Source organism: uncultured Polaribacter sp. (assembly GCF_947500975.1).
Classification (GTDB): Bacteria; Bacteroidota; Bacteroidia; order Flavobacteriales; family Flavobacteriaceae; genus Polaribacter.
This window is the reverse complement of record NZ_CANMUE010000005.1, coordinates 203,552-218,895: the sequence shown is the minus strand read 5'-3', so window position 1 is coordinate 218,895 and position 15,344 is coordinate 203,552. Positions and strand designations below refer to the sequence as shown.

Annotated in this window: 15 protein-coding genes; 14 read left to right on the top strand and 1 reads right to left on the bottom strand. The window is 29.8% G+C overall.

Annotated features, from left to right (window positions below; all coding sequences use genetic code 11):
- Positions 1–71: 71 nt before the first annotated feature.
- From Q0733_RS07840 to Q0733_RS07820, 5 genes are all read left to right on the top strand, one after another.
- Positions 72–1,700: an acyl-CoA carboxylase subunit beta gene (locus Q0733_RS07840; RefSeq protein ID WP_298780978.1), complete on the top strand. Its 1,629-nt coding sequence runs from the start codon at positions 72–74 to the stop codon at positions 1,698–1,700.
- Positions 1,701–1,833: 133 nt separating this feature from the next.
- Complete coding sequence (pta, locus tag Q0733_RS07835; protein ID WP_298780975.1) at positions 1,834–3,927, top strand: phosphate acetyltransferase; 2,094 nt, start codon at positions 1,834–1,836, stop codon at positions 3,925–3,927.
- A 1-nt stretch (position 3,928) separates the two neighbouring features.
- Positions 3,929–5,113 carry an acetate/propionate family kinase gene (locus tag Q0733_RS07830; protein ID WP_298780973.1) on the top strand — a complete coding sequence of 395 codons (1,185 nt, stop codon included), beginning with the start codon at positions 3,929–3,931 and terminating at the stop codon, positions 5,111–5,113.
- An 88-nt stretch (positions 5,114–5,201) separates the two neighbouring features.
- Positions 5,202–5,918, top strand: a complete 717-nt coding sequence (locus tag Q0733_RS07825) for a YebC/PmpR family DNA-binding transcriptional regulator (protein ID WP_298780971.1) — start codon at positions 5,202–5,204, stop codon at positions 5,916–5,918.
- Between the two features lie 23 nt (positions 5,919–5,941).
- The gene (locus Q0733_RS07820; RefSeq protein ID WP_298780969.1) at positions 5,942–6,094 is read left to right on the top strand and encodes a hypothetical protein; all 153 of its coding nucleotides are present in this window, start codon (positions 5,942–5,944) and stop codon (positions 6,092–6,094) included.
- On the opposite strand, the gene Q0733_RS07815 is transcribed toward Q0733_RS07820, so the two are convergent.
- Positions 6,091–6,546 carry a DUF4442 domain-containing protein gene (locus Q0733_RS07815; protein WP_298780967.1) on the bottom strand — a complete coding sequence of 152 codons (456 nt, stop codon included), beginning with the start codon at positions 6,544–6,546 and terminating at the stop codon, positions 6,091–6,093. The genes Q0733_RS07820 and Q0733_RS07815 overlap by 4 nt on opposite strands.
- 153 nt (positions 6,547–6,699) lie before the next feature.
- Here Q0733_RS07815 and Q0733_RS07810 point away from each other — a divergent pair, with 153 nt between their 5' ends.
- From Q0733_RS07810 to Q0733_RS07770, 9 genes are all read left to right on the top strand, one after another.
- Entirely contained in the window at positions 6,700–7,140 is a 441-nt protein-coding gene (locus Q0733_RS07810) for a DUF4870 domain-containing protein (protein ID WP_298780965.1), read from the top strand.
- Between the two features lie 126 nt (positions 7,141–7,266).
- The gene (locus Q0733_RS07805; protein WP_298780963.1) at positions 7,267–7,611 is read left to right on the top strand and encodes a PadR family transcriptional regulator; all 345 of its coding nucleotides are present in this window, start codon (positions 7,267–7,269) and stop codon (positions 7,609–7,611) included.
- Entirely contained in the window at positions 7,604–9,334 is a 1,731-nt protein-coding gene (locus Q0733_RS07800) for a PspC domain-containing protein (protein ID WP_298780961.1), read from the top strand. The genes Q0733_RS07805 and Q0733_RS07800 overlap by 8 nt, the downstream gene beginning before the upstream one ends.
- A gap of 95 nt (positions 9,335–9,429) precedes the next feature.
- The gene (locus Q0733_RS07795) at positions 9,430–10,155 is read left to right on the top strand and encodes a head GIN domain-containing protein (RefSeq protein ID WP_298780958.1); all 726 of its coding nucleotides are present in this window, start codon (positions 9,430–9,432) and stop codon (positions 10,153–10,155) included.
- A 36-nt stretch (positions 10,156–10,191) separates the two neighbouring features.
- A complete protein-coding gene (locus Q0733_RS07790) occupies positions 10,192–10,716 on the top strand; it encodes a nuclear transport factor 2 family protein (RefSeq protein WP_298780956.1) in 525 nt (174 codons plus the stop codon).
- A gap of 291 nt (positions 10,717–11,007) precedes the next feature.
- Entirely contained in the window at positions 11,008–11,676 is a 669-nt protein-coding gene (locus Q0733_RS07785; protein WP_298780954.1) for a M15 family metallopeptidase, read from the top strand.
- An 80-nt stretch (positions 11,677–11,756) separates the two neighbouring features.
- A complete protein-coding gene (locus tag Q0733_RS07780; protein ID WP_298780953.1) occupies positions 11,757–12,431 on the top strand; it encodes a hypothetical protein in 675 nt (224 codons plus the stop codon).
- A 131-nt stretch (positions 12,432–12,562) separates the two neighbouring features.
- Positions 12,563–13,552, top strand: a complete 990-nt coding sequence (gene pdhA, locus Q0733_RS07775; protein ID WP_298780951.1) for a pyruvate dehydrogenase (acetyl-transferring) E1 component subunit alpha — start codon at positions 12,563–12,565, stop codon at positions 13,550–13,552.
- A 3-nt stretch (positions 13,553–13,555) separates the two neighbouring features.
- Entirely contained in the window at positions 13,556–15,175 is a 1,620-nt protein-coding gene (locus tag Q0733_RS07770) for a pyruvate dehydrogenase complex dihydrolipoamide acetyltransferase (protein ID WP_298780948.1), read from the top strand.
- Positions 15,176–15,344 lie beyond the last annotated feature (169 nt).

Here is a 15,344-nt window from a genome sequence, read left to right as displayed (position 1 = left end):
CTGTTGAAAATATTATCAATTCTTACAATTAAAATTTAGTAAATTAGCCATCAAAATTCAAATACTTTTTTATGGATATTAACTTCAATAAAAACGAAGATTATAACAAACTTTTAGCTTCGGACTTAAAAAAACGTTTTGCTAAAGTAAAATTAGGTGGTGGTCAAAAAAGAATTGATAAGCTTCACGAAAAAGGTAAAATGACTGCAAGAGAAAGAGTTGATTATCTTTTAGATAAAAAATCAAAATCTATAGAAATTGGTGCTTTTGCTGGTGAAGATATGTACGCAGAACACGGAGGCTGTCCTTCTGGAGGTGTTGTTGTAAAAATAGGTTATATTAAAGGAAAGCAGTGTATTGTAGTAGCCAATGATGCTACAGTAAAAGCTGGCGCTTGGTTTCCTATTACAGGAAAAAAGAATTTACGAGCGCAAGAAATTTCCATAGAAAATAGATTGCCAATTATTTATTTGGTAGATTCTGCTGGGGTTTACTTACCAATGCAAGATGAAATTTTTCCTGATAAAGAACATTTCGGGCGCATATTTAGAAACAATGCGGTAATGAGTAGCATGGGCATTACACAAATTTCTGCAGTAATGGGAAGCTGTGTTGCTGGTGGTGCATATTTGCCAATTATGAGCGATGAAGCTTTAATTGTTGACAAAACCGCAAGTATTTTTCTTGCAGGGAGTTACTTGGTAAAAGCTGCAATTGGCGAAAGTATTGATAATGAAACATTAGGTGGAGCAACTACACATTGTGAAATTTCTGGCGTTACAGATTACAAAGCCAAAGATGATAAAGACGCATTAGATAAAATAAAGTTTATTGTTGATAAAATTGGTGATTACGACAAAGCTGGTTTTAGTAAAACTGAATCTTTTCCTCCAAAGGAAAAAGAAGATGATATTTTTGGAATTCTTCCTAAAGAGAGAAATGCACAATATGACATGTTAGAAATTATTAAACGTTTAGTTGATAATTCTGAATTTGAACAATATAAAGAAGGCTACGGTCAAACCATTTTAACAGGGTATGCAAGAATAGATGGTTGGGCAGTTGGTATTGTTGCCAATCAACGAAAATTAGTAAAAACAAAAAAAGGAGAAATGCAATTTGGTGGGGTTATCTATAACGATTCTGCTGATAAATCTACACGTTTTATTGCCAATTGTAATCAGAAAAAAATACCTTTAGTTTTCTTGCAAGACGTAACTGGTTTTATGGTTGGTAGCAAATCTGAACACGGCGGAATTATAAAAGATGGTGCTAAAATGGTAAATGCAGTTAGTAACTCTGTAGTACCAAAATTTACAATTGTTATTGGAAATTCTTACGGAGCAGGAAATTACGCCATGTGTGGAAAAGCTTATGACCCAAGATTAATTGCCGCTTGGCCAAGCGCAGAATTGGCCGTAATGAGTGGTAATTCGGCAGCAAAAGTTTTATTACAAATAGAAACTGCTTCACTTAAAAAACGAGGAGAAGAAATTACTCCTGAAAAAGAAGCTGAGTTATTTGATAAAATAAAATCTAGGTATGACAAGCAAATTTCGCCTTATTATGCTGCTGCAAGAATTTGGACAGATGCAGTAATAAATCCCTTAGAAACAAGAACTTGGATTTCTATGGGAATTGAAGCTGCAAACCATGCTCCTATTGAAAAGAAATTTAATATGGGCGTTTTACAAGTTTAAAAATGAAAGCTATAAATTTTACAAAAAAAATACTCTAAACAATGTTATGAGTGAAAAATGTTTCCAAAATTAATGACTAATATCACAATTAGTCATTTTTTTATGCCTTATTTTTGCATAAGAATTAAAAGAAATGAGCAAAGCAATATACGTAACTACCATAGAGTCTAACAGTGGTAAATCATTAGTATCATTAGGTATTTTAAGAATGATGCTAAATCAATCTTCTAAAGTTGGTTATTTTAGACCCATTATCAATAAAGATAAAAATAACACACTCGATAATCATATAAATACAGCAATTAACTTTTTTAATTTAGATATTAATTATGACGATTGTTACGCTTTTGATCAAAGCGAAGTTGTAGAATTATTGAGCGAAGGAAAAACTGATGATGTAATTCATAACATCATCAAAAAATATAAAGACCTAGAAGAAAAATACGATTACGTTTTAGTAGAAGGTACCGATTTTTCTGGTAAAGGAGGTTTTACAGAATTGGATGTAAACCTTATGGTTGCTAAAAACTTAGGAATACCTGTATTAATTGTTGGTGCCGGAAATGATAAAAAGAAGAAAGATTTTATCAACACAATGCAATTAACCTACAAATCTTTTATTCAAAAAGAAGTAGATGTTATTGGTGTTATTGCTAACAAAATTGAAGTTGATGAGATTGACTATATAGAAACAGAATTAAAGAAAGTAATTCCTACAGAAATTCATATTGATGTTGTTCCTAAAGTTAACTTTTTAGCATATCCAACAGTAAAAGAAGTTGTTGAATCTTTAAACGGAAAAGTACTTTTTGGAGAGCAATTTTTAAACAATGCAATAGGTAGCTATAGCACTGGCGCAATGCAATTGCGTAACTACATAACACGTATTAAAGAAAATGCACTTGTAATTACCCCGGGAGACAGAGCCGATATTATTTTAGGCGCATTACAAGCAAATGCATCTAGTAATTATCCAAAAATATCAGGCATCATTTTAACAGGGAATTTAACTCCAGAAGATTCAATCTTAAAACTGATTGAAGGTGTACAATCTACTATACCAATTATTTCTGTTGAAGGAGGAACTTTTGGTATTTCTAATAAAATTGGCGATGTAAAACCAAAAATTTATGCCTCTAACAGTAAAAAAATATTATTAGCTTTAGATACTTTTGATACCTATATTAATGTTAATGCTCTTAAAAACATTTTGTCTAGCTTTAATTCAGACAAGTTAACACCAAGTATGTTTCAATATAATTTGTTACAAAAAGCAAAAATCAATAAAAAACATATTGTTTTACCAGAAGGAAATGATGATAGAATAATACAAGCCGCAGCTCGTTTGCAATTATTAAATATTGTTAACTTAACTTTATTAGGAGATAAAAAAGAAATTCAGATTAAAGCAAATCAATTAGGTTTACAAATAGATTTAAACAAAATAAACATCTTAAATCCAGAAGATTCTATTCATAATAAAAACTTTGCTAAAACGCTTTACGAAGCTAGAAAACACAAAGGAATGACGGAAACAACTGCACAAGATTTAACTAGAGATGTTTCTTATTATGGAACTTTAATGATCTTAAACGGTTTAGCTGATGGTATGGTTTCTGGAGCAGTACACACAACAATGCACACCATAAAACCAGCCTTGCAAATTATTAAAACAAAACCCGGAGTTTCAGTTGTTTCTTCTGTCTTTTTTATGTGTTTATCAGATAGAGTTTCTGTTATGGGAGATTGTGCTGTTAATCCGAACCCAAATGCAGAACAATTAGCAGAAATTGCAATTTCTTCTGCACAATCTGCTGAAGCCTTTGGTATTAAAGCAAAAGTAGCAATGTTGTCTTATTCATCTGGAAGTTCTGGAAAAGGAGAAGAAGTAGAAAAAGTAAGAAAAGCCACTGAGATTGCAAAAAATATAAATCCAAATTTGTTAATTGAAGGGCCAATACAATATGATGCTGCTGTAGATATGTCTGTGGCAAAAACAAAAATGCCAGATTCTAAAGTTGCCGGTCAAGCATCTGTTTTAATTTTTCCTGATTTAAATACCGGTAATAATACCTACAAAGCCATTCAAAGAGAAACGGGCGCTTTGGCAATTGGTCCAATGCTACAAGGCTTAAACAAACCTGTAAACGATTTAAGTAGAGGTTGTACAGTAGATGATATTTTTAATACCGTTTTATTAACCGCAATTCAAGCTCATCAAAATTAATATGAATATTTTAATTATAAATGCTGGCTCATCATCTTTAAAATACCAGGTGATAGAAATGCCTTCTGAAAACGTAAAATGTGTAGGTTTAGTAGAAAGAATTGGTATGGAAGATGCCATTTTTACACATCAAAAAAACAACCAAAAGCACTCTGAAACACTATCAATTAAAAACCATGAGATAGGTTTACAAAAAATTACAAAAACCTTATTAGATACAAAAATTGGAGTAATAAATTCTGTGGAGGAAATTGAAGCAGTGGGTCATAGAGTGGTTCATGGTGGTAGTAAATTTAGCAAAACAGTTATTGTAAATAAAGAAGTTAAAGACAATATTCGTAATTTATTTGACTTGGCTCCTTTGCACAATCCAGCAAATTTAACAGGAATTGAAATTGCTGAAACTATTTTTACAACCGCAAAACAAATTGCAATTTTCGATACCGCTTTTCATCAAACAATGCCTAAAGAAGCCTATCAATATGCAATTGATAATCAATTTCTCGAAAAGCATAAAATTAGAGCTTACGGTTTTCATGGTACAAGCCATAAATATGTTTCTGAAAAAGCGATTGAATTCTTAAATAACAATTCTTCAAAAATTATAACAATTCATTTAGGAAATGGATGCAGCATGTCTGCCATTAAAGACGGAAAAAGCATTGAAAACTCTTTAGGTTTCGGACCAATGAATGGCCTAGTTATGGGTACGCGTTCTGGAGATATAGATCAATCTGTAATCTTCTTTTTGATGAAAAAACTAAATAAAACTGCTGATGAAGTTTCAAATTTACTCAATAAAGAATCTGGAATGAAAGGTTTAACAGGTTTTTCTGATTTGCGTGAAATTGAAGAAGCTGCCAATAAAGGTAATGAAAATTGTAAAAATGCACTACAACTAGCTGCATATAGAATTAAAAAATATATAGGCTCTTATACAGCTATTTTAAATGGCTTAGATGCCATTATTTTTACTGCTGGTATTGGAGAAAACTCATCTTTAATGAGAAAATTATCTTGTGAAAATTTAGATTTTTTAGGAATTGATTTAAACAATACAAAAAACGAAATTCGTTCTAAAGAAATTAGAGAAATTCAAAGTGAAACATCCAAAGTAAAAATATTAATCATACCAACAAATGAAGAAATTGAAATTGCTAAGCAATCTTATCAACTATTAAAATAACCATACAATTGAAATCCTAAATTATAATTGTAAAAGACCATCTTGTTTTTTACATTTGTGAGCATTTTAATTAAAACAATCAACAGAAATGGGTAGAGCATTTGAGTTCAGGAAAGCAAGAAAGATGAAACGTTGGTCAGCAATGGCAAAAACTTTTACCAGAATTGGTAAAGATATTGTGATGGCTGTAAAAGAAGGTGGACCAAACCCTGATTCTAATTCAAGATTAAGAGCGGTAATGCAAAACGCCAAGGCTGCAAATATGCCTAAGGATAATGTTGAACGTGCTATTAAAAAAGCAACTGATAAAGACACTGCAGATTATAAAGAAGTACTTTTTGAAGGATATGCCCCTCATGGTATTGCTATTTTATTAGAAACCGCAACTGACAATAATAATAGAACTGTTGCTAATGTAAGAGCTGCATTTAATAAATGTGATGGTAATTTAGGAACTTCTGGCTCTGTAGTATTTATGTTTGACCATACTTGTAATTTTACTGTTAAAAAGGAAGATATTACAATGGACATGGAAGAGTTAGAATTAGAATTAATTGATTTTGAAGTTGAAGAGGTTTTTGATGACGAAGAAGGTGTTATCATTTATGCTCCTTTTGAGCAATTTGGCGCTATACAATCTTTCTTTGAAGAAAACAATGTAGAAATTTTATCTTCTGGTTTTGAGAGAATACCAACAACTACCACAAAATTAAATGAGGATCAGAAAGCTGATGTAGAAAAACTTTTGGAAAAACTAGAAGAAGATGATGATGTAAACTCTGTTTATCATTCTATGGAAGAATAGAGTAAATCAATTAAAAAGATATTATGAAGTATTTAACTCCAGAACTAGAAGCTTTTTATAAAAAATCTGAAACTACAAAATCATTAGCACGTACAAATGTATCTTGTGGAATTTTTCAGGATTGCGACCCAAAAGAAGAAAGGCCTAAATTATATCAAAAGAAAACAAAAAACTAGTTTTTGACTTTTAAACTCCATTGAAATTTAAACTCTGAAACTACTACCCCATTTTCATTTTTTCCTTCTGAAGTTAAAAAAACCACTTGTCCTTCTCCTGTATTTATAGATTCTTGTATTGCATCTTTAATCTCATTTCCGCCCAAACAAGTAAACATAATTTTACCAGTAGCTTTTTTATAAAAATTTGCTTCTTGATGCGTAACTAACATAGATACATTTCGTTTAGAGTTTGCTATTGCTTGCATAACCAAAACACCTGTACTCATTTCCGCAGCCATACCTTGAGCAGCCCAAAACATACTTTTAAACGGATTTTGGTTTATCCATTTATGCTTAATTTTCACTTCGCAGGTAGTATCTGTTAAACTTCTTACCCTCATTCCAGACAACCAACCTAAAGGCAATTTAAAAAACATAAAAGCATTAACATTTTTTGGAGTAATCTTCATTTGTATTGGTTTTACTGGCAAAATACCACTTTTTAATCAATAATAAAGATTTTTTTAAATGTTAAAAAAATGTTAATTATAGTACTATGTATTGCACAATACCTTTTTAAAAACATATATTTGCATAAGAAAGTATTATATATTTTATTAGAAATGAAAAAAAACAAAGAAAATACCAACGCTTTTTTAATTCATATTTCGGCATTTGCTGGATTTATGTTTCCTTTTGGTAATATTATTACACCATTAATTGCTTGGCAAACACTAAAAGATAGAAGCGCTTTTTTAGATGAACAAGGTAAAGAAGCTATAAATTTTAATATAAGTTACACACTTTATACGTTTCTTTTAACCATCATTTTTATTCCGTTTGCGTTAGGATCATTATTTAGAAATAGTCACAATCTTTTTAGACACAATAATTTTAATTTTAGTTTCGATTTCAATTTTTCTAACACTTTTGGGTTATTTGGTCTAGGCTCTGTAGCCGGATTCATTTATATTATATCCATAGCATTAGTAATTATTGCCTCATTAAAAGCTAAAGAAGGAGAAAATTATAAGTATCCTTTTACAATAAAATTTATAAAATAAATAACTGCTTTTAACTCTTATAAAAGAAGAAAATAAATTAAAAAATGATTATAATTAATAATATAACGCTCTTACAACAGGTTAACTTCATTAAGGAAGCTAGTATGAGCTTTAAATCTACAATACATGAAGATTGAAAACACAAAAGCGCAAATGCGAAAAGGTGTTTTAGAATATTGCATTTTATCCATTTTAAAAAATGGAGATGCCTATACTTCTGAAATTCTTTCAACGCTAAAAAGTGCACAAATGATTGTGGTTGAAGGAACCATTTACCCATTATTAACACGTTTAAAAAACGCAGGTTTATTAACGTACCGATGGGAAGAATCTACCTCTGGACCACCAAGAAAATATTACGTTTTAACAGAAAACGGCGGCATGTTTTTAAAAGAATTAGATAAAACATGGAGTAATTTAATCAATTCAGTAAACCAAGTAATTAGCAAAAAATCAACTACAGATGAATAAGACAATTAATATAAATTTGGGCGGATTTTTCTTCCACATAGATGAAATTGCCTATCAAAAGCTAAAACGATATTTAGAATCTATTTCTAAATCATTAAGTGATGATCCTCAAGGTAAAAACGAAATTATTGCAGATATCGAAGCAAGAATAAGCGAACTTTTATCAGAAAAAATTACTGATGCAAGACAAGTTGTTAACGAAAATGATATTGAAGATATCATTAAAATAATGGGAGAACCTGAAGATTATGCAGATGCTGAACAAGAATATAGTGATGCTAGTTATTCTTATAAAAGAAATAACACATCTGGCAAAAAACTATTTAGAGATGGCGATGATAAATTTCTAGGTGGTGTTGCTTCTGGTATTGCGCACTATTTTGATTTAGATACAATTTGGATACGTTTAGGTTTACTAGCTTTATTTGTTTTTGGAGGCTTTGGAGTATTACTTTACATTATCCTTTGGATTTTATTACCAGAAGCTAAAACTACTTCTGAGAAATTACAGATGGAAGGTTCTCCTGTAAATATTGATAATATTGAAAAGAAAATTAGAGAAGAGTTTAATAATGTTTCTGCAAATGTTAAAGATTTAGCAACACAAGCATCAGAAAAAATTAAAGATGGCGCAAATGAGTTTTCTGATAAAATGAGTCAAACTTTTTCAGCAAAGACAAAAAAAAATAACGGTTTACAAGACTTCTTTGAAACAATTGGAAAAATAATTCTTGCTATTTTTAAAGTAATTGGTAAGTTTATTGGTGTAATTATCATTTTTGTTTCTGCATCTGTTATTTTATCTCTAATTATTGGAGGGTTTTCTGTTGGAAGTTTAGAGTGGTTAAATGTTGATGCTGATTTTGTGCATTACCCACCTTTTTTCTTTGACTCGATATTACCAAAATGGTTATTAACACTTAGTACTTTTTTATTAGTTGGTATTCCATTTTTAATCTTATTTGTTTTAGGGTTAAGAATTTTATCTAGCAATGTAAAAAAGTTTAGTAAAGCAACTTCTTTAACCTTATTAGGTATATGGTTAGTTGCCTTATTAGCAATAATTTTTACAGGTTTAGATTTTGGAACTTCGCACTCTAACTACGGAGAAATTGTAGAAAAAAACTCATTATCTTTTGTAGAAAACGATACCATTAAATTAAAGATGATAAATGATGATACTATTTATTATCAACATAATTTAAGAAGAAGTAGTTATAGAGAAGAAGTTGAAATTGATGGCAAAAAAATGGTGTACTCTAGTTACATAAAAATAGACGTTAAAAAGAGTCATACAAACGAATCTTATGTGTTAATTCAAAAAGAATCTAGAGGCAAAAGCAAGAGTAAAGCCAGAGCAAATGCAAAAAAAATAGATTATAAATATGAAGTTATTGATAATACAATAATCTTAGATGCCTATTATTTATCAGCCTATAAAAACCTTTGGAAAGATGAAGAAATAAATGTTACTATTTATGTACCAGAAAACATTGTGTTGTATTTTGATTATTCAACAAAAAACTTCTTAAACAATGTTAAAAACGAAGGAGATATTTATGATAAAGAAATGGTAAATCATCACTTTATAATGACGGATGTAACATTAAAATGTACTGATTGCGAGTTAGAAACTGAAGAAGAAATCAAAGAAGAAGTGATAGAGAAAATTGAAAAGAAAGTAGATAACAAACTAGATGAAATTGAAAAAGAAGAAATTTAAAACACAATTCAACTAAAAAAATCAACAATTGAGTAACCCAAATTTCTTTTTAAGCGTCTATTAAAAGACATTTGAACTGTAAAAATAAAAACATCATGAAAACATCGATCACAAAAATTATAACAATCTTATTTGTTGCAACCCTTTTTAGCTCTTGCGGAGTTGATATGTTCAACAGAGTAAATGGTAACAGAAATGTTGTTACTGAAGACAGAAGTGTAAAAGAAAAGTTTACTGAAATTAAAGTAAGTACAGGTTTAGATTTATATATTTCTCAAGGTTCTAGAAATGAAATAATTGTGGAAGCTGATGAAAATTTGCAAGACATTATTATGACAGAAGTTAAAAACGGAGTTCTAAAAATTTATTCAGAAAAAAATATTTGGAAAGCAAAAGCAAGAAAAATATATGTAACCATTTCTAATTTAGAAGCAATTACGGCAACAAGTGGGTCTGATGTTTACACCAAAGAAACTTTAAAAGTAAATGATATAAAAGTTAGTGCTACAAGTGGCGCAGATATTAGAATTTCTGTAAATGCAAATACTGTAGAAACAAGTACTACAAGTGGTTCAGATATAGAAATTTCTGGAATTGCAAATAATCATATTTCAAAAGCTACAAGTGGATCCTCAATAGATGGTTATGAATTAAAAAGTAAGAATGCTAGCGCGAAAGTTACAAGTGGAGCAGACATAAATATTTATGCATCAGAAACAATAGAGGCAAAAGCAACAAGTGGTGGAGATATCGATTTTAAAGGAAATCCAAAACTGGTAAACAAAAAATCTTCTTCAGGTGGAAGTATTTCTGCTAAATAATATCAACTCTAAATAAATCAACTAAAAAAACTAACTATGAATTCATTTTTTGAACCTTTTAAAGATTCTTTTATTTTTAAGATTCTTCTTTTTATAGTGATGTTTTTTTATAGCATTCTTATACAAGCACAAGTTGATAAAAAAACCAATTTATATAAAACATTAAAATCAAAAGACAGCATCATTTTTGAAAATGCTTTTAATAAATGTAATATCCAAAAATTATCACCAATGATTTCTGAAAACTTTGAATTTTATCATGATACTGGTGGTATCCAAAATAAAAAACAATTTTTAGAAACTATTAAAAAGAACATTTGTTCTTATCCTGATAATTTTACTAGAGAGTTAATTGAAGCTTCTTTAGAAGTTTTTCCTATGAAAAATAACGGAAATTTATATGGCGCAATTCAAAATGGAAAACATACATTTCAAGAAAAACAAGACGGAAAATTAAAAACTGTAGGAATTGCTGATTTTACACATCTTTGGATTTTAAAAGACAATCAATGGAAATTAAAAAGGGTGTTGAGCTTTAATCACAAACCTTATTCCGAATAAAAATTTATGAGAAAGCTAACTTCTCATTATTAGTACTAATACTTGGTTTTATTAGTTTACTTGGTAAGTTGTCGTTTTGAAAAAAACGACACTTACTTTTTTAAATACTCTGCAATATCTGCAATATGATGTAGTAAAGCTTTTACCTAATTTTGTATTTCTTTTATTAAAGTTTCAAATAAATAATCGATAAAGCTATTGCCAACAATGCAAATTCGATTATAATCGCTTAAAATTAAATAATATTTCAACTAAAAAATATTACATCCATTTTTTCTGTATTTTTGATAAATGAAAAAAATAATTTTTATTTTTAGTTTTATCATAAGCTTTTCTTCATTCTCTCAAAAAATGGCAGAAGGATTTGTTTATTTATCTGATGTAGATGCAACCATAAAATCTGAACTCAGGTATTTAAGCTCAAATAATTTTATGGGAAAACCGATTAATGGTTATAAAAATAACTGTATAATTATTACAAAAGAAGCTGCAAATGCATTAAAAAAAGTGCAAGAAATATTATTCAAAAAAGGCTTAAGTCTTAAAATTTACGATGCATACAGACCACAACAAGCAGTAAATCATTTTGTAAAATGGGCAAAGGTTTTAAGTGACACTTTAATGAAAAGAGAATATTACCCAAAAGTACCAAAAAGTCAACTGTTTAATTTAGGTTTTATTGCTTCAAAATCTGGTCATACAAGAGGTAGTACAGCAGACTTAACAATAATTAATGCAAAAACTGGCAAAGAATTAGATATGGGTTTTCCGTATGATTTTTTTGGTAATGAATCTCATCCTTTTTACAAAAAAATAAATCAAGAACAACAAAAAAACAGGTTGTTTTTAAGAAAAATAATGTTAGAAAATGGTTTTAAACCATATGATAATGAATGGTGGCATTTTACTCTAAGAAAAGAACCTTTTCCTAAAACTTATTTTAATTTTCCGGTAGAATAGTCTATTTTAACAAACCTTAAACACACTAGTTTAAAATCGGCACTATCTTTGTGGTTTATTAAAAAATGATAATTACAACTATGAAACATTTTTTTAAATCTTTATTTTATTTAATTCTAATATTTACTTCAACTTCTTTTTTTGGACAAATAGACACCAATAATGGCACCACCAATAATAAAGGAAAAGTAAATGCTGTTGTTCTAAATAATGCTAAAGAGGTAAAAAAACCAAACTCAATAGAGTTAAATGGAACTGATGGATTTAAAAAAGCATTTGACGAAGAAAACGAGAAATTAAAAAAGAAGCAAAAAGAACGTGATTTAAAGAATAAAGGTATACTTACAAAAGAAAAAATAAAGGAAGAGCGTTTTTTAAAATCATTCAAAAAAATAAATGGTCAATATATTTATCCTAAAATTGATCAAAATTTAGGTGCTATAAGAACTAATTCTGGTAGTGTAAATATTATTTGTAGAGATTTTCAATACCCAGATGGAGATAGAGTTACAATTTTTGTTAACGACATTCCTGTAATTCACAACATCACTTTAACAAGTAACTATAAAAAATTTAATATTCCTTTAGAAATTGGTATCAATAAAATTGTTATTAAAGCTTTAAATCAAGGTACTTCTGGCCCAAATACAGCAGCATTTAAAGTGTTTAATGAAGAAGGTATGTTAATTTCTTCAAACGAGTGGAATCTAGCAACAGATGCTAAAGCTACACTAACTGTTGCTAAAGATAAATAACATCAAAAATAGCTCACGAAATCGTTTGCGCTAAAATTCATAATCTCTAGTTTTTTTATTCTGTTTAAAACCTTTATTTTTGTATTGAAATACAACAACTGATTAAACGTTTAAGCAAATAACAATATAGAATGAAAAAAATCACCAAAGAAACTTATTTAAATTGGTACAAAGACATGCTTTTTTGGCGTAAGTTCGAAGACAAGTTAGCATCTGTTTACATTCAACAAAAAGTTAGAGGATTTTTGCACCTTTATAATGGTCAAGAAGCTATTTTAGCAGGTGCTTTACATGCTATGGATTTATCGCATGATAAAATGATAACTGCATACAGAAATCATGTTCAGCCAATTGGTATGGGAGAAGATCCTAAACGAGTAATGGCTGAATTATATGGTAAAGCTACTGGAACTTCGAAAGGAATGGGTGGTTCTATGCATATATTTTCTAAAGAATTTGGTTTTTATGGAGGTCATGGTATTGTTGGTGGTCAAATTCCATTAGGAGCTGGTTTAGCATTTGCTGATAAATATAAAGGAAGTAAAGGTGTTACATTAACATGTTTTGGTGATGGTGCTGCAAGACAAGGTTCTTTACACGAAGCTTTTAACTTAGCAATGCTTTGGAAGTTACCTGTAATTTTTATTTGTGAAAATAACGGTTATGCAATGGGTACTTCTGTTGATAGAACAGCAAACCATACAGATATTTGGAAACTTGGTTTAGGATATGAAATGCCATGTGGACCTGTTGATGCTATGAATCCTATTAAAGTTGCAGAAGCTATTGATGAAGCTTTAGAAAGAGCAAGACGTGGTGATGGGCCAACATTTTTAGAAATGAAAACGTACAGATATAGAGGTCACTCAATGTCTGATGCACAACATTATAGGACTAAAGATGAAGTAGAAGAATACAAGAAAATAGATCCTATTACACAAGTTTTAGACATCATTAAAGAAAATAATTACGCAACTGATGAAGAGATTGATGTAATTAATAAAGAAGTAAAAGACAAGGTTAAAGAATGCGAAAAGTTCGCTGAAGAATCTCCATATCCAGAAACACAACAGTTATATGATATGGTATACGAACAAGAAGATTATCCTTTTATAAGTTAAGATATGGCTACAATTATAAATATGCCTCGTTTAAGCGACACTATGGAAGAAGGTGTTGTGGCAAAATGGTTAAAGAATGTTGGAGATAAAATTGAAGAAGGTGATATCTTAGCAGAAATAGAAACTGATAAAGCAACTATGGAATTTGAGTCCTTTCATGAAGGAACTTTATTACATATAGGTATTCAAGAAGGTGAAACTTCACCTGTTGATGTTTTATTAGCTGTTATTGGTGAAGAAGGTGAAGACATTTCTGATATTTTAAGCGGTAACACCCAAGCTACAACAACTGAAGTTAAAGAAGAAGTTATTGAAGAAAAAACTACAGATTCTGCTGCTGCTGTTGAAATTCCTGCAGGAGTACAAGTAATAACAATGCCTCGTTTAAGTGATACCATGACTGATGGTACTATTGCAACCTGGTTAAAAAATGTTGGTGATGTAGTTGAAGAAGGTGATATGCTTGCTGAAATTGAAACTGACAAAGCTACAATGGAATTTGAATGCTTCTATGAAGGTACCATTTTATATATTGGTGTTCAAGAAGGAGAAACTGCACCTGTAGATAGTTTATTAACTATTATTGGCCCTGCTGGAACAGATGTTTCTGCAATTGTTGCCAATGGAGGAGCAGCAACTGCTACTGTTGATTCTTCGAGCGAGAAGAAAGAAACTAAAAAAGAAGAAAAAATTGTTGAAGAAATAAAAACTTCAACAGCAAATACAACTACTAACAATTCTGGTGGGCGAATTTTTGCATCTCCTTTAGCTAAAAAAATAGCTTCTGATAAAGGAATTAATTTAGCAGATATTACTGGTTCTGGTGAAAACGGAAGAATCATAAAAAAAGATGTAGAAAACTACACTCCTTCTACAAAAACTGTTGAAGCATCTCAAGGCTCTACTTCTACTCCTTCTGCAAATTTTGTTGCTGTAGGTGAAGAAAAATCAGAAGAAGTTAAAAATTCACAAATGCGTAAAGCAATTGCAAAATCTTTAGGAAACTCTAAGTTTTCTGCTCCAGATTTCAGTTTAAATATTGAAGTGGATATGGATAATGCAATGGCTTCTAGAAAAACAATCAATGCAATACCTGATGTAAAAGTATCATTTAACGATATGGTTGTAAAAGCATGTGCAATGGCTTTACAAAAACATCCACAAGTAAATACATCTTGGACAGATGCAAATACAGTTTACCATAGTCATATTCACGTTGGTGTTGCTGTAGCTGTAGATGATGGTTTATTAGTACCTGTAATAAAACACACAAATACATTGAGCTTAACTCAAATTGGAGCTGGTGTTAGAGATTTAGCTGGAAAAGCTAGAAACAAGAAAATTTCTCCAGCAGAAATGCAAGGGAGTACATTTACTGTTTCTAATTTAGGTATGTTTGGTATTGATAATTTTACTTCAATTATCAATCAACCAAATTCTGCAATTTTATCTGTAGGTGCAATTGTTGAAAAACCAGTTGTTAAAAACGGGCAAATAGTTGTAGGTAACACTATGAATTTAACTTTAACTTGCGATCACAGAACTGTTGATGGTGCAGTTGGAGCTCAATTTTTACAAACTTTAAAAACATTTATTGAAAACCCTGTTACAATGTTAGCATAGTTTTTCTATAATATATTTTATACATTTTAAAAATCCTAAACCTTATGGTTTAGGATTTTTTTTTATAAAAAAATGTTTACTAGTTTATATTCATTTGACTTTCTGCTCAAAAAAATATAACTTAGCTAACTATGGGTATTAAAAATATAATATATTCATGTTAACGATT